Source organism: Ralstonia sp. Ralssp110, from assembly GCF_047325135.1.
Taxonomy (GTDB): Bacteria; Pseudomonadota; Gammaproteobacteria; order Burkholderiales; family Burkholderiaceae; genus Ralstonia; species Ralstonia mojiangensis.
The window spans coordinates 1,018,207-1,037,225 of the sequence record NZ_CP168609.1 but is presented as its reverse complement, the minus strand read 5'-3'; the positions used below and the strand labels follow the sequence as shown (position 1 = coordinate 1,037,225).

The 19,019-nt window shown below is 64.6% G+C and carries 20 protein-coding genes; 6 read left to right on the top strand and 14 right to left on the bottom strand.

What is annotated here, in order from left to right; genetic code table 11:
* Positions 1–15: 15 nt before the first annotated feature.
* Entirely contained in the window at positions 16–1,152 is a 1,137-nt protein-coding gene (locus ACEN9T_RS05325; RefSeq protein WP_413705721.1) for a porin, read from the top strand.
* 24 nt (positions 1,153–1,176) lie between these two features.
* Here the strand turns inward: ACEN9T_RS05325 and ACEN9T_RS05320 are convergent, their stop codons facing one another.
* Positions 1,177–2,037 (bottom strand): SDR family oxidoreductase, encoded by an 861-nt coding sequence (locus ACEN9T_RS05320; RefSeq protein ID WP_413705720.1) that lies wholly within the window; start codon positions 2,035–2,037, stop codon positions 1,177–1,179.
* A gap of 155 nt (positions 2,038–2,192) precedes the next feature.
* On the opposite strand from ACEN9T_RS05320, the gene ACEN9T_RS05315 reads away from it, so the two are divergent.
* The 4 genes from ACEN9T_RS05315 to ACEN9T_RS05300 all read left to right on the top strand — a co-directional run bounded on the left by ACEN9T_RS05315 (position 2,193) and on the right by ACEN9T_RS05300 (position 5,719).
* Complete coding sequence (locus ACEN9T_RS05315) at positions 2,193–2,684, top strand: DUF421 domain-containing protein (protein ID WP_413705719.1); 492 nt, start codon at positions 2,193–2,195, stop codon at positions 2,682–2,684.
* 35 nt (positions 2,685–2,719) lie between these two features.
* Entirely contained in the window at positions 2,720–2,986 is a 267-nt protein-coding gene (locus ACEN9T_RS05310; protein ID WP_413705718.1) for a hypothetical protein, read from the top strand.
* A gap of 7 nt (positions 2,987–2,993) precedes the next feature.
* A complete protein-coding gene (locus ACEN9T_RS05305) occupies positions 2,994–4,265 on the top strand; it encodes an Nramp family divalent metal transporter (protein ID WP_413705717.1) in 1,272 nt (423 codons plus the stop codon).
* A 218-nt stretch (positions 4,266–4,483) separates the two neighbouring features.
* Complete coding sequence (locus tag ACEN9T_RS05300) at positions 4,484–5,719, top strand: cystathionine gamma-synthase family protein (protein WP_413705716.1); 1,236 nt, start codon at positions 4,484–4,486, stop codon at positions 5,717–5,719.
* Positions 5,720–5,793: 74 nt separating this feature from the next.
* On the opposite strand, the gene ACEN9T_RS05295 is transcribed toward ACEN9T_RS05300, so the two are convergent.
* The 8 genes from ACEN9T_RS05295 to ACEN9T_RS05260 all read right to left on the bottom strand — a co-directional run bounded on the left by ACEN9T_RS05295 (position 5,794) and on the right by ACEN9T_RS05260 (position 12,550).
* Positions 5,794–6,897, bottom strand: a complete 1,104-nt coding sequence (locus ACEN9T_RS05295; RefSeq protein ID WP_413705715.1) for a porin — start codon at positions 6,895–6,897, stop codon at positions 5,794–5,796.
* A gap of 46 nt (positions 6,898–6,943) precedes the next feature.
* Positions 6,944–7,585 (bottom strand): maleylacetoacetate isomerase, encoded by a 642-nt coding sequence (gene maiA, locus ACEN9T_RS05290; protein WP_413705714.1) that lies wholly within the window; start codon positions 7,583–7,585, stop codon positions 6,944–6,946.
* 11 nt (positions 7,586–7,596) lie between these two features.
* Positions 7,597–8,295 carry a fumarylacetoacetate hydrolase family protein gene (locus ACEN9T_RS05285; protein ID WP_413705713.1) on the bottom strand — a complete coding sequence of 233 codons (699 nt, stop codon included), beginning with the start codon at positions 8,293–8,295 and terminating at the stop codon, positions 7,597–7,599.
* A gap of 94 nt (positions 8,296–8,389) precedes the next feature.
* Positions 8,390–9,436, bottom strand: a complete 1,047-nt coding sequence (gene gtdA / locus ACEN9T_RS05280) for a gentisate 1,2-dioxygenase (RefSeq protein WP_413705712.1) — start codon at positions 9,434–9,436, stop codon at positions 8,390–8,392.
* 10 nt (positions 9,437–9,446) lie between these two features.
* On the bottom strand, positions 9,447–9,770 hold the full coding sequence (locus ACEN9T_RS05275) for a non-heme iron oxygenase ferredoxin subunit (RefSeq protein WP_413705711.1): 324 nt from the start codon (positions 9,768–9,770) through the stop codon (positions 9,447–9,449).
* Between the two features lie 9 nt (positions 9,771–9,779).
* A complete protein-coding gene (locus tag ACEN9T_RS05270; RefSeq protein WP_413705710.1) occupies positions 9,780–10,271 on the bottom strand; it encodes an aromatic-ring-hydroxylating dioxygenase subunit beta in 492 nt (163 codons plus the stop codon).
* Between the two features lies 1 nt (position 10,272).
* The gene (locus ACEN9T_RS05265; protein WP_413705709.1) at positions 10,273–11,529 is read right to left on the bottom strand and encodes an aromatic ring-hydroxylating dioxygenase subunit alpha; all 1,257 of its coding nucleotides are present in this window, start codon (positions 11,527–11,529) and stop codon (positions 10,273–10,275) included.
* 34 nt (positions 11,530–11,563) lie between these two features.
* Positions 11,564–12,550, bottom strand: a complete 987-nt coding sequence (locus ACEN9T_RS05260; RefSeq protein WP_413705708.1) for an FAD-binding oxidoreductase — start codon at positions 12,548–12,550, stop codon at positions 11,564–11,566.
* A 130-nt stretch (positions 12,551–12,680) separates the two neighbouring features.
* Here ACEN9T_RS05260 and ACEN9T_RS05255 point away from each other — a divergent pair, with 130 nt between their 5' ends.
* The gene (locus ACEN9T_RS05255; protein ID WP_260803474.1) at positions 12,681–13,583 is read left to right on the top strand and encodes a LysR family transcriptional regulator; all 903 of its coding nucleotides are present in this window, start codon (positions 12,681–12,683) and stop codon (positions 13,581–13,583) included.
* A 477-nt stretch (positions 13,584–14,060) separates the two neighbouring features.
* Here ACEN9T_RS05255 and ACEN9T_RS05250 read toward each other — a convergent pair whose 3' ends face one another.
* From ACEN9T_RS05250 to ctaD, 5 genes are all read right to left on the bottom strand, one after another.
* Positions 14,061–15,416, bottom strand: coding sequence for an MFS transporter (locus ACEN9T_RS05250; RefSeq protein WP_413705707.1), 1,356 nt, complete (start codon positions 15,414–15,416; stop codon positions 14,061–14,063).
* 164 nt (positions 15,417–15,580) lie between these two features.
* Positions 15,581–15,907: a cytochrome C oxidase subunit IV family protein gene (locus tag ACEN9T_RS05245; protein WP_252693959.1), complete on the bottom strand. Its 327-nt coding sequence runs from the start codon at positions 15,905–15,907 to the stop codon at positions 15,581–15,583.
* An 8-nt stretch (positions 15,908–15,915) separates the two neighbouring features.
* Complete coding sequence (locus ACEN9T_RS05240) at positions 15,916–16,614, bottom strand: heme-copper oxidase subunit III family protein (RefSeq protein WP_092970931.1); 699 nt, start codon at positions 16,612–16,614, stop codon at positions 15,916–15,918.
* Positions 16,611–17,222, bottom strand: a complete 612-nt coding sequence (locus tag ACEN9T_RS05235) for a cytochrome c oxidase subunit 3 (RefSeq protein ID WP_413705706.1) — start codon at positions 17,220–17,222, stop codon at positions 16,611–16,613. The genes ACEN9T_RS05240 and ACEN9T_RS05235 overlap by 4 nt, the downstream gene beginning before the upstream one ends.
* A complete protein-coding gene (gene ctaD / locus ACEN9T_RS05230; RefSeq protein WP_413705705.1) occupies positions 17,219–19,009 on the bottom strand; it encodes a cytochrome c oxidase subunit I in 1,791 nt (596 codons plus the stop codon). The genes ACEN9T_RS05235 and ctaD overlap by 4 nt, the downstream gene beginning before the upstream one ends.
* Positions 19,010–19,019 lie beyond the last annotated feature (10 nt).

Here is a 19,019-nt window from a genome sequence, read left to right as displayed (position 1 = left end):
TAGGAGGGGCCCCACATGCAAACCACCACCTTGCGTACGCACTGTCTCGTGCTGGCCGCTGCCACGTGCGCGCTCGCCAGCGGCGCGGCCAATGCGCAGAGCGTCACGCTCTACGGCCTGATCGATACCGGCATCGAATACGTGAGCCATGCCAATACCAATGGCAACGGCCTCACGCGCATTCCGTCGGTCACGGGCACGCTGCCCTCGCGCTGGGGCCTGCGCGGCGCTGAAGACCTGGGCAACGGCATGAAGGCCGTGTTCACCCTGGAGAGTGGTTTCAACACCGACACCGGCACTTCCGGTCAGGGCGGTCGTCTCTTCGGCCGGCAGGCGTGGGTCGGGCTCGCAAGTGATTACGGCACCGTCACGCTGGGCCGGCAGTACAGCATGGTGTTTCTGTCGCTGGCCGATGCTGACATTCTCGGCCCCAGCCAGTACGCCATCGGGTCACTGGATGCCTACATTCCCAACGCCCGCACAGACAACACCATCGCCTACAAGGGCACCTTCAGCGGGCTGACAGTCGGCGCCACGTATTCGTTCGGCCGCGATGCGGCGGGCGGTGTGCCGGCGTCCGGCACCTGTGCGGGAGAGGTAGCGGGCAATGCATCGGCATGCCGCGCCATGTCGGCCATGGTGAAGTACGACGCCGCCACCTTTGGCGTGGCCGGCGCCTACGAAGAGCAACGCGGCGGCACGGGCGCCACCGCATCGTTCTTCAACGGCAGCGCGCCCATCGCGTTCACCGATGCGGGCGACAAGGACCGCCGCATCGTCGCCAACGGCTACGTGAAACTCGGCAACGCCAAGCTCGGCGTGGGCTGGATCGGTCGCCACGTGCAGGCCGTTGCCGGCGACGTCCGTTCCAACCTGTACTTCGTCAACGGCAGCTATCCGCTCACGGGTGCACTCACGCTTGATGCAGGCCTGATCCGCCTGGTCAATGCTGACCAGAGCCGTAGCGCTACGATGGCTGTGCTGCGCGGCGTCTATGCGTTGTCCAAGCGCACGGCGCTCTACGCGCAGACGGGCTATCTCTGGAACAGTGCCAACGCGCAGTATTCCGTCAGCGGCGGCGGTGGCGGCACCACGCCGGCCAAGGGCGTCAACCAGCTCGGCGCGATGGTGGGGATGCGGACGGCGTTTTGATGAGGTGGAAGGGGGAGAGCCCCGTCACCCATTGACGATCTCCCCCCCATTCGGATGCAGCGTTTGCCCCGTCATATAGCTCGCATCGGCAGACGCGAGAAAGATGTAGCAGGGCGCCACTTCATCCGGCTGGCCGGCCCGGCCCAATGGCTCCTGGCTGCCAAACTTGGCGACGTGCTCGGCATCGAAGGTGGACGGGATCAACGGTGTCCAGATCGGTCCCGGTGCCACGGCGTTCACGAGGATGCCCTTGTCCGCCAACTGCTGCGCCAGTGAGCGCGTGAACGCCACGATCGCGCCCTTGGTGGCGGCGTAGTCCACCAGATGCCCGCTGCCGCGAAACGCCGTGACTGACGTCGTGGTGATGATGCGCGCGCCTTCATGCAGGTGCGGCAGCGCCGCGCGAATCAAATAGAACATCGCAAAGACGTTCGTGCGGAACGTGCGTTCCAGCTGCGCGGCATCGATGTCGGCCAGGCTCTGCTGTGGATGCTGTTCTGCTGCATTGCTGACCACGATGTCGATCTTGCCGAACATGGCCGCCGCCTGCGTGACCACCGCGCGGGCATGCGCTTCGTCGCCCAGGTCGCCAGCAATGGCTTCGCAGCGGCGGCCGGTCGCGCGTACGAGGCGGCAGGTCTGGTTGGCATCGTCGTGTTCGTCCAGGTAGGCGATCAGCACGTCGGCGCCCTCCTTGGCAAAGCCGATGGCGACGGCGCGTCCGATGCCGCTGTCGCCGCCGGTGACGATGGCCACCTTGTCGGTCAGCTTGCCGCTGCCGCTGTAGTTTTCCATCTCGGCACGCGGGCGCGGCGTCATGTCGCCCTCGGTGCCGGGCTGACGGTCCTGATGCTGTGGCGGTTGCTGCTGTGGCTGGTCTGGCATGGTGGGCTCGCTATGAAAGGGTGGATACACCGTTTCAGCACGCCGCATGCCATTGCGCCTGAACGCGGCGTGAGGAGCACTCTCGCGCGCATGCCGTGCGGCACGCCGTTTGCTCTCCTGGTGGAACAGACTCCACATCGACGACGGGAGGCGCCATGGACACGCTGCTGTTCCTGTTTGGCGAAGGCAAGGATCTCAACGCGCTGCAAACCGCGATGCGCGCGGTGGTTGTGTTCGCCATCGGGCTGGCGCTGGTGCGTCTGTCGGGCCGGCGCTCGTTCGGGCAGCGTGCGCCGTTCGACTTCGTTGTCGCCGTGTTGCTGGGGGCGACGCTGAGTCGCGCGATTGTCGGGGCCTCGCCGTTTGTGGCCACGGTGTCGGCCTCGCTCGCGCTGGTGGCCGTGCATCGCCTGCTGGGCTGGGCGTGCGTGCGGCTGCCGAAGCTGGATCGGCTCATCGCGGGGCGCGAACGCGAGGTCTATCGCGAAGGACGCTTCGACCAAGGACAGATGGATGCGGCGCTCATCACCGTCGGCGACTTGCAAGAGAGCGTGCGCCAGACCTTGGGCTCGCGCACGCTCGATGATGTAGAGGCCGCCATCCTGGAACGCAACGGACAGGTCAGCCTGATCCGCAAACGCCGCTGATTTTGCACACCCGCACCCGCACACCGGAGCCAATCATGCGAGACAAGCAACAGAAGGAAAACCGAGACGCCGAACAACGCAAGGCTGATTGGGGACAGGCCGAATCGCACCGCAAGCCCGGCGACCGGCCGGCCATTGCGGAAGTGGGCCGCACGGGCAGCACGGCACCCAAGCCGCAAAGCCGGCACGACACGCTGCGCCGCATGCGCCAGGGCGAGGTGCCACCTGGCATCACACGCGACAAGCTGCACGACCCGGGCGACCAGACCACCGACGCGCCGCTCACAGACAATCGCAGCTGAGCGCAACGTGCCGGCCGCAGACGACGCCCCGTGGTACCGCCGGTTGGGGCCCGGCCTGATCACCGGCGCGGCCGATGACGATCCGAGCGGGATCGCTACCTATGCGCAGGCCGGCGCGCAGATGGGTACCGGCATGCTGTGGACGCTGTTGCTGACCCTGCCCCTGATGATTTCCATCCAGCTCGTCAGTGCCCGCTTGGGGCGCGTGTCCGGCCAGGGCGTGGTCGCCAACATCCGGCGGCATCAGTCGCCGTGGCTCGCCTATGCATTTGTGGCACTGGTGACGCTTGCCAACATCATCAACGTGGGGGCTGACATTGCGGCCATGGGCGACAGCGTGCGCCTGCTTCTGGGTGGTTCGACAGCGTGGTATGCCTGCCTGTTTGCCATCTTCACGCTCGCGCTGCAAGTCTGGATGCCGTACCGCCGCTATGCGCGCTATCTGCAGTGGACGGCGCTGTCACTGCTGGCATATGTGGCCACGGCGTTTGTCGTGAAGGTGGACTGGGCGCACGCGCTGCACGACACCGTGGTGCCCCGGCTGCATTGGTCGAAAGACTATGCAATGACGCTGGTGGCGGTGTTCGGCACCACCATCAGCCCCTATCTGTTTGTGTGGCAGGCCGCGGGCGAAGTCGAAGAGACGCGGCTGGCCGAAGACGAAGCGCCGCTCAAGAAAGCGCCTTGGCAGGCGAAGGATCAGCTTGCACGCATCCGTATCGACACCACGGTCGGGATGGTGGTATCGGCGCTGATCGCCTTTTGCATCATGCTGACGGCCGCTTACGCACTGCACACGCACGGCGTCACGCAAATCGAGACCTGCGCCCAGGCCGCCGAAGCGCTCAAGCCCGTGGCTGGCCCATTTGCGCAGGCATTGTTTGCCGTGGGCGTGATCGGCACGGGGCTGCTGGCGGTGCCGGTGCTGGCGGGCTCTGCCGCCTATGCCGCTGCTGAAGCCTTCCAGTGGCACAGCAGCCTGGAGGCCAAGGTGCACCGCGCGCCCAAGTTCTATCTGTTCCTGGCGCTTGTGATGGCGGTGGCCACGGTGATGGTGTTCCTGCCCATCGAGCCGTTCAAGCTGCTGTACTGGGCAGCCGTGCTCAATGGCGTGGCGGCCACGCCCGTCATGGTGATGTTGCAGTTGATGTCGCGCCGCAAGGCCGTGATGGGGCCGTTCCCTAGCTCCCGGCTGCTGCATGGCACTGCTTGGGTGGCGACCCTGTGCATGTGCGCCAGTACGTTGCTGTTCTTCGTGCTGGCCGCGCGAGGGTCTTAGGGAGACAAGGAAGACAGTTGGCGGCCGCGCAGGCACTGAGGTTGCGTGTCTAGGGCGAAACCGCGCACCAGGCGTGGAATCCGGTCAGTCTTGCAACGCGAGGTGTGACGCAAGCCACGTTCCACGCCTGCCGGGGCTTTGCTGGTCAGGCGGCCCCGGAATCGCGCGATAATGCAGGACTTTCCTGCCGTCCCCCCGCCTTTTCTGCTGCCCCCGCCATGACCGGACTGACCACCGCCCTCCTGCACGCCGACCGCGAAGCCGGCGTCGAGCACTACGCCATCCACAAGCCGCTGCACACGTCCACCACGTACGGTTATACCGATACGCGCGAGCTGATCGACGTGTTCCAGGGCAAGCCCGGCTACACCTACGCGCGCCAGGGCAACCCGACCACGGCGGCACTGGAAGCCAAGATCACGATGATGGAAGCCGGCGTGGCAACCGCGTGCTTTGCGACCGGCATGGCGGCCATCATGGCGGTGTTTTCCACCATGCTCCGTGCCGGCGACCACGTGGTCTCCAGCGCCTTCCTGTTCGGCAACACCAACAGCGTGTTCGAAACGCTGCGCAACCTGGGCGTGGACGTGACGTTCGTCGATGCCACGTCGGCCCAGGCGGTGGCCGACGCCGTGCAGCCGAATACGCGCCTCGTCTTCGTGGAAACCATTGCCAACCCGCGCACGCAAGTGGCGGATCTGAAGGGCATTGGCGACATCTGCAAGGCACGCGGCCTGATTTACGTGGTCGACAGCACGATGACGTCCCCATGGCTGTTCCGCGCGCGCGACGCGCAGGCCAGCTTGGTGGTGCATTCGCTCTCCAAGTACATCGGCGGGCACGGCAACGCGCTGGGCGGCGCGGTGGTGGATACGGGCCTGTTCGACTGGGCGGCCTATCCGAACATCTATCCGGCCTACCGCAAGGCCAAGCCGGAAATGCAGGGTATCCAGCAGATCCGCAAGAAGGGCCTGCGCGACCAGGGCGCCACGTTGATTGCTGATGCCGCGCACCGCATTGCCGTGGGCGCCGAAACAATGGCCCTGCGTGTCGACCGCACCTGCAGCAACGCGCTGGCGCTGGCCCGCACGCTGGCGGCGCACCCGAAGGTGGCACGTGTCTACTACCCCGGCCTGCCGGAGCACCCCCAGCACGCCCGCGCCACCGAGCTGTTCCGTCACTACGGCGGCCTGCTGAGCTTTGAGCTGGTAGACGGCGCTGATTACGTCGACATGCTCGACCACCTGCGCTACGCGGTGCGCGCCACGCACCTGGGCGACACGCGCACGCTGGTGATTCCGGTGGCGCCCACCATCTACTGGGAAATGGGCGCTGAGCGCCGCGCGTCGATGGGCATTGCCGATTCGCTCGTGCGCGTGTCGGTCGGCATCGAGGATGAAGCCGATCTGGTGGCGGACTTCACGCAGGCGCTGGACGCTACGGCCATCGGCTGAGCCGGCACCGTTCTGGCTTTGAAGTTCGAAGGCCCGCCCACTCGCACAGAGTGGCGGGCCTTTTTCATGGCAGGTCAGAACACGTGCCGGATGCCGACCATCGTGCCGAGCTGGTTTCCACCGGCGGCGGGTGCGGCGCCCGTGGCGGCACTGTCTACAGACAGCGCCAGGCTGCCGCGGTTGTCGATATAGCCGACCGTGGCATACACCGACGAGCGCTTGCTGAACGCGTAGCTGGCGCGCACCGCCCCCAGCCATGCCTTGTTGGCGCTGTTGTGGAACCGCAGGTTGAAGACCTCGCCGGTCAACGTGAGCGCAGGTGTCAGGTCGTATGCGGCGCCGGCGTAGAAGAGGTCGCTGCGCGGCGTGGTGGATGCGCCATTGCGGCGGCCGATCCAGCCCAGGCCGATCTTTGCGCGATCGAACAACGCATACCCACCGATGGCCAGGCGGTCATCCTTGAGCGAACTCGATGTCAAGCCGGCAAACGCACCCGGGCCGCCGCGCTGCGAGTCATACGCGGCGGACACCCCCCACTTGCCGGTCTCGTACATCAGCAGCGCAGACCACTCGCGACAGGCTCGCGTGTCGGCAGGGTTTTCGCCTGCGCAGTTGGTGCCGGACGGGCTGGGCCCGGCGTTGACGGCATCGCGGCCAAAGCTGTAGGTGGCACCGACCGTGAACCCGCCGAACTTGCCCTTGTAGGCAATGGCGTTGTCGGCGCGGGCGTTGGGCAAGTAGGTGTCGAGCGAACTCGAACCGTACGCGTTGGGGCCGAGCAGGTCGGCATCGAGCGTGGCCCAGAACAGCATCGTGTACTGACGCCCGAGGCTGATCTGCCCCCAGTTGTTGGACAGGCCCACCCACGCCTGCCGACCGAACAGGCGGCCGCCCTGGTTGCTCGTGCCGCTGTCGGGTGCGAAGCCCGATTCCAGGGTGAACAGTGCCTTGGCGCCGCCGCCCAGGTCTTCAGTGCCGCGCAGCCCCCAGCGCGAGGGCACCGTGCCGCTCAGGTTGGGCATGCGCACGACGCTATTGCCGGTCGAGCCGATGCGGTTGACGTATTCGACGCCCGTATCGATGACGCCGTACAGCGTCACGGACTGGGCTGCGGATTGTGCGGCGGCAAGCGCGGGCGCTGCCAGCAGCAAGGGGAACGCCAGGTGGCGCAGGTTCATGAGGTCTCCTCCGTTGTGATTGTTTTTCAGCGATGCGTGACGTGCATCAGGCGACGAAATCTGGTTGTTGTGCCGGCGCGGCAGCCTTGAAGGCCGGATGCGCACTGGCGTGTTGGTAGATCGCCATCGCGCGGTCGTACTGCCCCAGCGAACACCTCATGCGCAGCGCGTTGGCGACCTGCGGCACCAGCGCCGCGTCGGCCAGCGTCGGTGCATCTCCAAAGCACCATGGGCCGGTGCCGTACCGCGCGAGCAAACGCTCGACGGTGGCCATGCCTTCATTGATCCAGTGGCGATACCACGCGTCTTTCTGCTCGGGCGTGACCTTCAGCACGTCTTGCAGATAGCGCAGCACGCGCAGGTTGTTGATCGGGTGGATGTCGCAAGCGATGGCGTTGGCCAGTTCCAGCACGCGTGCCCGCCGCAATGGTTCGAGCGGAATGAGTCGTGGCTCGGGGTGGCGCGCATCGAGGTAATCGATGATCGCGAGCGACTGGCTCAATTGCATCTCGCCATCGATGAGCGCCGGTACGCCCGCCGACGGGTTGACGTGCTCCACATAGCCTGCCGCGCGATGCTCGCCGGTGCGGATGTTCACCGGCAGCGTCTCGTAAGGCAGCCCTTTGAGCGCCAGCGCAATGCGCACCCGATACGACGTCGAGCTGTTGAAGAAGCTGTAGAGCTGCATGGCGCGCCCGCTCAGACGATGCAGGCCTTCAGCTCGCCCAGGCCATCCACGCCCATGACGATGCTGTCGCCGGGCTTGACGGCCCCCACACCCTCCGGCGTGCCGGTAAAGATCACGTCGCCGGGTTCCAGGCGGAAGAACTGCGAGAGGTACGCGACCGTTTCCGCCACCGACCAGATCAGGTGCGATACATCGCTGCGCTGCTTGGTCTCGCCATTGACGGTCAGCCAGATGCCGGCTTGCTGCGGGTGCCCGATCTTGCTGACCGGATGGATGGGCCCCATCGGTGCGGACACATCGAATGCCTTGCCGATTTCCCACGGGCGGCCCATCTCACGCATCTTCATCTGCAGATCGCGGCGGGTCATGTCCAGCCCCACGGCGTAGCCCCACACATGGTCGAGCGCGGTGTCCACGGAGATGTCGGCGCCGGATTTTCCGATCACGGCCACCAACTCGGCTTCATAGTGGTAGTTCTGCGTTTGCGAGGGATACGGCAGTTCAAGTGTCTGACCATCCGCCACCGGCACGATGGCGTCGGTGGGCTTGCAGAAGAAGAACGGCGGTTCGCGGTCAGGGTCGTAGCCCATCTCGCGGGCGTGGGCGGCGTAGTTGCGGCCGACGCAATAGACGCGGCGGACGGCAAACTGGTTGCTGCTGCCTGCAACGGGCACGGCGGTGAGGGCAGGGGGCGTGAAGACGTAGGTCATGGTCGGTTCTGTCGGATGGTTCAAATCGTTCGGATGCGTGGGGCCAGCGGCGGTGCTGTCTGGCACGCCGCAAGAGCAATGGAGTGGGTTCTTGTCAGGTACGCGCTTCGCGCAGCAGATTCAGTGCAGACAGCACGGGCCGGTCGGAATAGCTGAACAGCACCGCATCCTCCGATGCGTTGAGTTGCACCGGCGCCCACGACGGCGCGACAAACACGTCGCGCGGCTCGAACTCGAATTGCGCCTCGCCAATGTGTGCCGTGCCGCGGCCTTCCACCACGCTGTAGACGGTGGCGTCGGTGCTGCGGTAGGTCTTGCCCGCAAAGTCCTTGGGCAGGAACTGCATGAAGGTGGCGATGGTCGGCATCGGCCAGCCGCCGGTGGCGGGATTCACATAACGCAGCTTCACGCCGTCCCAGGGGTCCAGTTCGCCGTGGCGGTAGAGCGTGTCGAGCGCTTCGAGCGAGCGCGCATACGGGTAGCTGAAGATCGGCGACGTGGGGTCGGTCACGCGATGGCGCACCGGCACCATGTTGTGGCCGAAACGTGCGTAGCTGTCGCCTTCCGGGCGCGTCACGGGTTGCTGCGCTTCCGGGTAGTTCTCGGCAAAGCCGCAGTCGAACTGCTGCACCAGCGGAATGTCGAGGCCGTCCAGCCAGACGACGGGTTCGCCACCATCCTCAAGCGTCGGGCAGCCGTGGTCGTGCCACGTCCACGAAGGCGTAATGATGAAATCTCCGGGGTGCATTGTGGTGCGTTCGCCGTTGACGGCCGTCCACGCGCCACGGCCTTCGACAATGAAGCGCAGCGCCGATTGCGTATGCCGGTGGCTCGGCGCGATCTCGCCAGGCAGGATCAACTGCAGCCCCGCGTACAGCGTGGATGTCACGCTGGCCTTGCCCGGCAGCCCCGGGTTCTCCAGAATCAGAACGCGGCGCACGGCCTCTTCGGCGCTGATGATGGTGCCGGCCTGCATGACCAGCGGGCGCACCTCGTTGTACTTCCAGATGGCGGGCACGATGCGCGGCTTGGGCTCGCGCGGCACCAGCGAGTGCAGCGATTCCCAGAGCGGCGCCAGTTGCTTGCCATCGAGTTGCGCGTAGTACGCGCCGCGCTCGGTCTGCAGCGTGGTTGATGTCATGGCCATCCCCTTACAGCTCGACAAAGACGTGGCCGTCTTCGATCTTGATCGGGAACGTGCGCACGTCGGTCGTGAGCGGTTCGCACATCGCCTTGCCCGAGCGCACGTCGAACTTGCCCTGGTGCAGCGGGCATTCGATCTCGTAGCCGTCGAGAAAACCGTCGCACAGGCGCGCGTGGCCGTGGGTGCAGACGTTGTCGGTGGCAAAGACTTCACCGGCAACGCGGTACACCGCGATCTCTGAGTCGCCCGCACTGACGGCAATCACGTCGTCGTCCGGCAGGTCGTCAATGCTGACGAGCTTGAGCCAGGTGGTGGTTGATGTATTGCTCATGGGCAGACCTCAGATCGGATAGATGATCGAGTTCGGGATCATTTCGCTGTCGAACACGCAGGTGCGCGACTTCAGCTTCAATCCCGCTTCGGTGCGGACGATGGTGTCGATGTAGCGGCCGACGTTGAACACCGTCGACAACGCATCGGGCTTGGTGCGGAATACGGCGTAGTTCGCCTGCGCTTCAATGCGGTCGCCTTCCACGTGCGTGACCTCGGGCAGCCCCACCACATGGCGCTGGTAGTACGGGTCGTGGAAGATCGTCTCTGTGATGCCGTAGATGCGGTCCTTCAACATGCCCTTGCTTTCGAACGACAGCGTGGCGAGCGGAAAGCCGCGTTCGTAGTTTTCGCGCGGCTGGACTTTGTAGGTGCAGTCGTCGACGAAGAGGTCCGTCCATTGGTCCCACGCTGCGTTGTCCACGGCGCTGGCGTAACGGGTATAGAGGGCCAGCAGTTGCTGGTAGGTCGAGAAATCGAGCGTGTTAGTCGCGTCCGCCATGTCAGATCTCCATCACCTTGCGCCAGTATTCGTACATGCCGCGGATAAGCGTTTCCGTGACCATGTGGTCGGTGTCGCCCACCTCGCGGCCGCCGAGTTCGGCCACGGTGCGGTGGCCAGGCTTCTGCTCGAAGCCTTCCTGTGAGAACTCGATGACCTCGCCGTCGTCTGCCGAGACAAAACCGGCGGGCCCGAACAGGTTGGCCTGGCGCAGGCGGCGCTGCGTCATCTCTTCGGTGTCGTCTTCAAAGCCGAAGTGGGTCCAGACGAAATCGAATGAGCCGTGGCCGTTGGGCTGGATGTGTCGTGTCGACACGGAATTGACCTGCTGCTGGATGATCACGCTCGGGAAGACGGTCATCATCACGGCCGTCGGGCCGCCCCACCAGGGTTCCTGCACGACATCGAGAAAGCGGTCGTCGTGCAGCGTCATCTTCTCTTTGAAGCTGGTGACGCCGCTGGTGACGGCGCCTTTACCGCCGGTGCCGCGCGTGGAGATCATCGCGGCGTGGCGATGCAGCGCATCCATCTTCAGCTCCGATTTGTTGTCCGCCCGCCAGAGCCCGAACGTGACGAACCATGTGTGCAGAAGCCCCGGGTGATACGGGTCTTTGATGTTCTCCTGCATCAGCTTCCAGTTGCCCGGAATGCGCTGCTTGTTGTAGCCAAGAATCTTCAGCTTGCGACCGTCGAACACGCGGTCGAAGTAACCGAGGATGGTGGGCCCAAGAAAGTCCTCCAAAGACGGCAGGTCATGGTCGAACGAGGCAAAGATGACCCCATTGCGCACGGCCACGCTGAGCTGCGTGAGGCCGTGTTCCTTCGGATCGAAGTCGGCAGGCATGCCGCCCTGCACCTTGCCTTCGGACTTCACGCCCCGCCGGAACGGCACGCCGATCAGGTTGCCTTTGAGGTCGTAGTTCCACTGGTGGTAGGGGCAGGTGAAGTCTTTGCGGTTGCCGGATCTCTCGCGGCAGAAGCGCACGCCGCGGTGCGCGCAGACGTTCTCCACCACGGCTATCGAGCCGTCTGGCGTGCGCGTGACGATCACTGAACGTTCGCCCACCACCGTGCGCTTGAAATCGCCCGCGTTGGGTATCTCCGCTTCCAGACCGACGTAGCACCAGTGCCCGTTGTAGAACAGGCGTTCCAGTTCGCGCTGGTGGATCTCGTCGTCGGTGTAGGCGCGGAATGGAATCCGGCTGGAGCCATCGTCCTTCCAGACGGGTCTGGAAAACGTGAGGGTCGACTCTTTCATGGGTGTCTCCGAGGCTTGTAATGGGCGTGCTGCTTCAGACGCCAACGGCGTAGAAGGCATCCGCGTAGATGTGTTCGGGCAGCACGCCGCGCTGGCGCAGCAGCAGGCTCGCGGCGTCCACCATGACGGGCGCGCCGGCCAGGTAGGCGCGCCAGCCGGTGAGGCTCGGCCAGTCGCTCGCCACGGCATCGGTGACGACGCCCGAGCGGTAGCGGCGGTTCGTATTCGACGTGGCAACAACGACGTGCGTGTGCAGGTTCGGTAGGCGCTCGCGCAGCGCATCCAGCCAATGCGTGCCGTACACGTCGATGGGTGAGCGCACGCCGAAGTACACGTGTACCGGGTTGGTCATACGCGCATCGGCCATACCGCGCAGGATGGAGAGGATGGGCGCGAGGCCGGTGCCGCCCGCAACGCAAAGGATCGGGTCTGCATTGCGGCGGCGCAGATACGCCGTGCCCAGCGGCCCGCTCACGCGCACGTCATCACCCACCTTGAGTTCGCGGGCGATGTACGAGGTGACACGGCCATCCGGCACCACACGCACATGGAACTCAAGCGTGTTCCCTTCGTTGGCAACGGCCATCGAATACGGCCGCACATGCTTGGGCGTGAACTGCAGCGTGGCGTACTGGCCGGGCGAGTAATCGAGCGGCTTGGCGAGGTCCAGACGTATGCGCTTGATGTCGTGGGTCATGTCCTCGATGGACGCGACCTTCGACTTGACGATCCGGGCGGCGTGCACGACAACCTCGTCCACTTCCGGCAATTCGATCGCGCAGTCTTCCACCAGCGTGGTCTGGCAGGCCAGCACGATCTGGCCCGAGGCCGAGGGGCTGTTCATGTCGGCACCACCCGTGACGGCCACATTGCCGGATACGACCCGGCAGCGGCACGTGCCGCAGCGGCCGGCCATGCAGCTGTACGAGATAGGGACTTCGTTGGTGCGAAGGACTTCGAGCAGGTTATCGCCCGAGCGCGCGCTGACGATGCGCTGCAGTGGGGTGACGGTGACGTCCATGCCGTGTCTCCGGGCTAGTCGTTTTTCTGTGTGGAAGCATCATGGTCCGCTTGACGACATACATAAATAGAAGCAACCTGATGTCTCATATCACTCGCAGTGATAATGCGAGAACACGAGGAGACACGCGGTGGAACTGCAGGACATCGACCTGAACCTGTTGGTCGTCTTCAATGAATTGCTTCGGCAACGTCGTGTCTCTGCCGTGGCGGAAACACTGGGCATCTCGCAACCGGCTATCAGCAATGCGCTGAACCGCATGCGCAAGTTGTTTGGAGATGAGCTGTTCATCCGCACATCCAAAGGCATGGTGCCGACGCCTTTTGCCGAGACGCTTGCCGAGCCCATCGCCTACGCGCTTGGAGCGATCTACAACTCGCTCAACGCCACGACCAAGTTCGACCCCAAGACGAGCACACGCGCCTTCACCATTGCGATGACGGACATCGGCGAGATCTACTTCCTGCCCAGTCTGATGCGCCGCTTGGAGAAGGACGCACCTGGGGTCACCATCAGCACGGTGCGCAACCATGCCGACACGCTGCGCGATGAGATGGAGGCCGGCCGTGTGGATCTCGCCATTGGTTTTCTGCCGGACCTGAAGGCGGGGTTCTTCCAGCGCAGGCTGTTCAAGCAGCGCTATGTGTGCCTCTTCCGAAAGGGCCATCCGCTCGCCAGGAACGGCATGACCATGAAGAGCTTCCTGGAAGCCGAGCACGTGTCGATCGTGGCCGAGGGAACGGGCCACGGCATGGTGGATTCAACCATCCTACGGGCGGGGATGTCGCGGCGGGTGAGCCTGCGTGTGCCGCACTTCGTGGCGCTGGGGCACATCCTGCAGTCGACCGACATGATTGCGGTGGTGCCCGAGGCCTATGCCACGCGCACGCTCAAACCGTTTGACCTCGCCACGGCACCGTGCCCGGCCAAGATTCCGGATATCACCATCAATGTGCTGTGGCACGGGCGCAATCACCGCGAGCCGGCCAACCAATGGCTGCGGCAGCTGTTGTTCGAGATGTTTGCTATCTAGGTGGGCAGTGGGGGGCGCGCCGCCTCGTTGCCTGCGAGTGCTGGAGCATCGCTCCACCGTCGAACATTCGAATTCCAACTGGGGATCGTCAGGACTGAGGCTCGAACACTGACGCTCCAACGTCCGAGGGTCGAGCATCGGGCTCGATCGCTCGACGATGGCGCTCTGATGGACAAGCTTCACCGTCTGGGTGGCGTGCCTCACTCTCGAACACTCGGCTGCCGCGTGCGGAGGCTGACGTTTCAGTCTCGAAGGCCCGAACGCGACTGTTGGAGGCTCGCGCTCCGCCCTGAAACATTCGACCCTTCCGTGCTCCGAGGCTCGCAATCCGCCTTCGGACCGTCGCGCTCGGCTGGTTGTGGCTGGCGTTCGGCTCTCGGACTGTCGAACGCCGCGCTCTGAGGTCGAAATGTTCGACCTCAAACAGTGACACTCCACTGTTTGAGGTCCGTAATCCGCCCGCAACAGGCCGAATGCTTACGTGCCTTCCGGGGCAATGGGCAATGCCTGCCCGCCGCCGGTACGTTTGGCTTGGCTGCCGCATAGGAAGATGGCCACCGCCGCAATTGCTGCCGGCACCGCCACGATCAGGAACAGCAACTGGAATCCGATGTTTGCCGTCAGCAATACGCCGCCCACCAGTGCACCGCACACCGAACCGAGACGGCCCACGCCCAATGCCCAACTGATTCCCGTCACACGGTTGGCGGTGGGGTAGAACTGGGCCGCGAATGCGTTCGCGCCGATTTGCGAGCCGCTGATGCAGAAGCCCACACCCGTGACGGCAAAAGCGAGCATCGTGCCTTGCGTCACGCCTGTCAGGGCAAGAAATATGGCACCCAGGCCGTAGGTGCCGCACAGCACGATCGTCGCGGGGTACCGATCCATCAACCGTCCGATGATGAGCGCGCCGATGGTGCCGCCCACTTGGTACATCACCGCAATGCGCGACGCCAGCGCGAGCGACACGCCCCCCGCGTGAATGAGCGTCGGCAGCCAGTTCGTCAGCAGATAGACGATCAGCAGGCTCATGAAGAACACCGTCCACAGCAGCAGCGTGCCCGTTCGGAAAGCCGGCAGGAAGAGCTGCCGCACCGGCGAGCCCGGCGCCTTGGCTTCATGCAGCGCGAAGCGCGTGTCGGACGTGACGGCCAATGGCGCAATGCGGTTGAGCAGCTTGCCGACCGTGGTGTTGTCTGCACCACTGGACACCAAGTAGCGTACCGACTCCGGCAGCGCAAAGGCCATCAACGGCACCAGCACCAGGGGCACGACGCCGCCAAACAGCAGCACGCTGCGCCAGCCAAAATCGGGCACCAGTTGCGCTGCGACGATGCCACCAAAGCCCGAGCCCAATGTAAAGCCGCAGAACATGACCGTGGTGAGGAAGGACCGTCGGCGCTCCGGGCAGTATTCGGACGTGAGAGCGATGGCGTTGGGCATGGCGCCACCCAGGCCAAGGCCCGTCAGGAACCGCAAGGCGATCAGCGCGCTCACGTTTGGTGCAAACGCCGATGCAACGGTGGCAAAGCCAAACGCCGCTACCGTGATCAGCAGCGTGCGTTTGCGCCCGATGCGGTCGGCCAGTGGGCCAAAGGCAAGCGCTCCAACCATCAGCCCCGCCAGGCCGGCACTGAACACGGTGCCCAACACGCCGGGGGTGACGTGCCAGTCCTGCACGAGCGCCGGCGCGATGAAGCCGACGCAGGCGGTGTCGAAGCCGTCAATGGCGACGATGAAGAAGCACAGCGCAACGACGCGCCACTGGAACGCGGAAAAGCGTTGGCCGTCGAGCCACGCTCGCACGTCGATGGTTGCAGGGTGGGGCAGCATGGTGTCTCCTCAGTTTTTTTGTAAGTGTGCGCTGAAGGTAGCGGGCACCGAGGAGGCACGCCAGTCGGCTGGTGAATGCGCGACATTCACCAGATTGATACTGGACGGAAAAGGTAGGTGTGGCCGGCCTGGGCCGGCAAGTCAAGCGACCGCCGAGAGGCGGCTCAGTGGAAGAACAACATGCGCATCCCGAACGTGTGATGCGCCTCCGCCGCCATCAGCACCATCAGCACCAGCAACGCCAGCGGCGGCAGCAGGATCGCGTACACCAGGGCCAGCCGCTCCCACATCATGTGCATGAACACAGAGACGATCAGCCCGGCCTTGGCGATCATGAACACGATGATCAGTGTCCAGCGCATCAGCCCCTGCACGTGGAAATAATCGACCAGGTACGACATCGTGCTCAGCACGAACAACAGGCCCCAGATCTTCAGGTAGATGCCGATGGGGTGTTGTTGCCCGTGGGCAGAAGGTTCTGTGTGGTCCATGACAGGCCTCACCACAGGTAGAACAACGCAAAGATGAACACCCAGACGAGATCGACGAAGTGCCAGTAGAGGCCCGCGATCTCCACGATCTGGAAATTGCCGTGTTCGGCAAAGCCCGGCTGCAGGATCTTGCGCGCGACCAGCAACAGGTAGATCACGCCGCACGTCACGTGAAAGCCGTGGAAGCCGGTGATCATGAAAAAGCATGCGCCAAACTGCGCCGCGCCCAGCGGGTTGCCCCACGGGCGGATGCCCTCATGCACGATCAGCTTGGTCCACTCGAACGCCTGCATCGACACGAACGCCGCGCCCAGGATGGCGGTCGCCAGCATGAGCAGCGCCGCCCGCTTTGCCTCGCGCCGGTAGCCGAAGTTCACCGCCATGGCCATCGTGCCGCTGCTGCTGATGAGCACGAACGTCATGATGGCGATCAGCAGGAGCGGCACTTCCACCCCGCCCACCGAGAGCCCGAACACCTTGGACGGGTCGGGCCACGGCACGGTGGTCGACATGCGCACCGTCATGTAGCCAACCAGGAAGCTGCTGAAGACAAAGGTGTCTGACAGCAGGAAGATCCACATCATGGCCTTGCCCCACGGCACCTTGAAGGTTTCGCGGTCGGCCGACCAGTCGTTGACGATGCCGGGCCAGCCTTTGGCGGCGTCTGCCGAGACTGCCGAGTCGGTTGGAAGCGTGGAGTGGCTCATGGCGTGGCTCCATACAGCGGCCCGCAGATGGCGCTGACGAATGCGGGCGTGATCCACCACATCGCGGCCAGCAGCACGAGCCACACGGCCAGCAGAAAGTGCCAGTACGTCGCGCAGAGGGCAACGGCGCGCTGGGTGCGCTCGGCGTTCTTGCGCAGGCGCGCGACCGTCACCGCCCAGACGACAAGGCCGCCGATCACATGCGCTGCATGCAAGCCGGTGAACACATACAGAAAGCTGTTGGACGGGTTGACCGCCACGCCTTGCCCGGTGGCAGACAGTTGCTGCCACGCTGCCCATTGCCCGAGCACGAACAGCGCGGCAAGCGCGCCACCGGCCAGCAGCCAGGGCGTGCGGCGCGCGTCGGAGCGCCTTGCCCTTTCCATGGCGACGCTCGCCAGCGCCAGCACGCCGGTGTTCCACCACAGCAGCACCGGGTGGGGAACCGGCATCCAATCCGGCTCGCGCATGCGCATGGCGTAGGCCAGGATCAGCAGCGAGAACAGCGCTGTCACCACGGCCATGAAGACGCGCAGGCCAATGCGTCCTGCGTGCGGCGGCAATGCAGGCGATGTGTCGGGCGCGAAGTGGCGGGGCAGGGTCGTCATGTGCGCACCCCGTTGGTGTGGAGGTGGCTGGTTCCCGGCTGCGCTTGCACCCCCGCTCCCATGTCGGGTGCGCCGGTGGGCGGTTCGTTCTGCGGCACGAAGTCATCCGCGCGGCCCGGCGGGCTGTACTCGTACGCCCAGCGATAGACCACCGGCAGTGTGGGCCCCCAGTTGCCGTGCACGGGCGGCGTCTGCGGCGTCTGCCACTCGAGCGTGGTTGCACGCCACGGGTTGGCCTCGGCCTTCCTGCCGCGCACGAGGCTCCACGCCAGGTTGAAGAGGAACAGCAACTGCGCCACGCCCACGATGATGGCGATGACGGTGATGAACGTATTCAGCGTCTGCGCCGAGGGCGGGATGAAGCTGTAACCCTCATATGCGTAATACCGGCGCGGCATGCCGAGCACACCCAGGTAGTGCATCGGGAAGTAGATCAGGTACGTGCCGATGAAGGTGATCCAGAAATGCGCGTGGCCGAGCGTGTCGTTCAGCATGCGGCCCGTCACCTTCGGGTACCAGTGATAGAGCCCGCCAAACACAACGAGGATCGGCGACACGCCCATCACCATGTGGAAGTGCGCCACCACGAAGTACGTGTTGGACAGCGGAATGTCCACGCTGACGTTGCCCAGGAACAGCCCCGTCAACCCGCCGATGACGAATGTGCTGATGAAGCCGATGGCAAACAGCATCGGTACGGTCAGGTGGATGTCGCCGCGCCAGAGCGTGAGCACCCAGTTGTAGACCTTGAGCGCCGTCGGGATGGCGATGATGAGCGTGGTGGTGGCAAAGAAGAACCCGAAGTACGGGTTCATGCCCGACACGAACATGTGGTGCGCCCAGACGACGAACGACAGCACACCGATGATCAGGATGGCCCACACCATCATCCGGTAGCCGAAGATGTTCTTGCGTGCGTGCGTGCTGATGAGGTCCGACACGATGCCGAAAGCGGGCAGCGCGACGATGTAGACCTCGGGGTGGCCGAAGAACCAGAACAGGTGCTGGAACAGCAGCGGGCTGCCGCCGCTGTGCTTGAGCTGTTGCCCCATCGACACCACCGCCGGCACGAAGAAGCTGGTGCCCAGCGTCTTGTCGAGCAGCATCATGATGGCCGACACGAACAGCGCCGGAAATGCCAGCAGGGCCAGCACCGTTGCCGTAAAGATGCCCCACACCGTGAGCGGCATGCGCATGAGCGTCATGCCGCGCGTGCGCGCCTGCAGCGTGGTGGTCACGTAGTTCAGCCCGCCCATGGTGGCCGCCACGATAAAGATCCCAAGCGACACCAGCATCAGCACGATGCCCCATTCGGTGCCAGGCGTGCCCGGCAGGATTGCCTGCGGCGGATACAACGTCCAGCCCGCACCGGTGGGCCCTCCCGGCACGAAAAAGCTCGCCACCAGCACCAGCACGGCCAGCAGATACACCCAGTAGCTGAGCATGTTCAGAAACGGAAACACCATGTCGCGCGCGCCCAGCATCAGCGGGATCAGGTAGTTGCCGAAGCCACCGAGGAACAGTGCCGTGAGCAGGTAGATCACCATGATCATTCCGTGCATGGTGACGAACTGGTAGTAGTGGTTTGCGTCGATAAAGGCGAACTTGCCCGGAAAGCCCAACTGCAGCCGCATCAGGTTCGACAGCACGAGCCCCACCAGCCCGATGGCGATGGCCGTGAGCGAATACTGCACCGCGATGACCTTGTGGTCCTGGCTCCAGACGTAGCGTGTCCAGAAGCTTTGAGGTGCGTGACCCTGGTCGTGGTCAGCGTGTCCGTAGGACATGGTTTCTCCT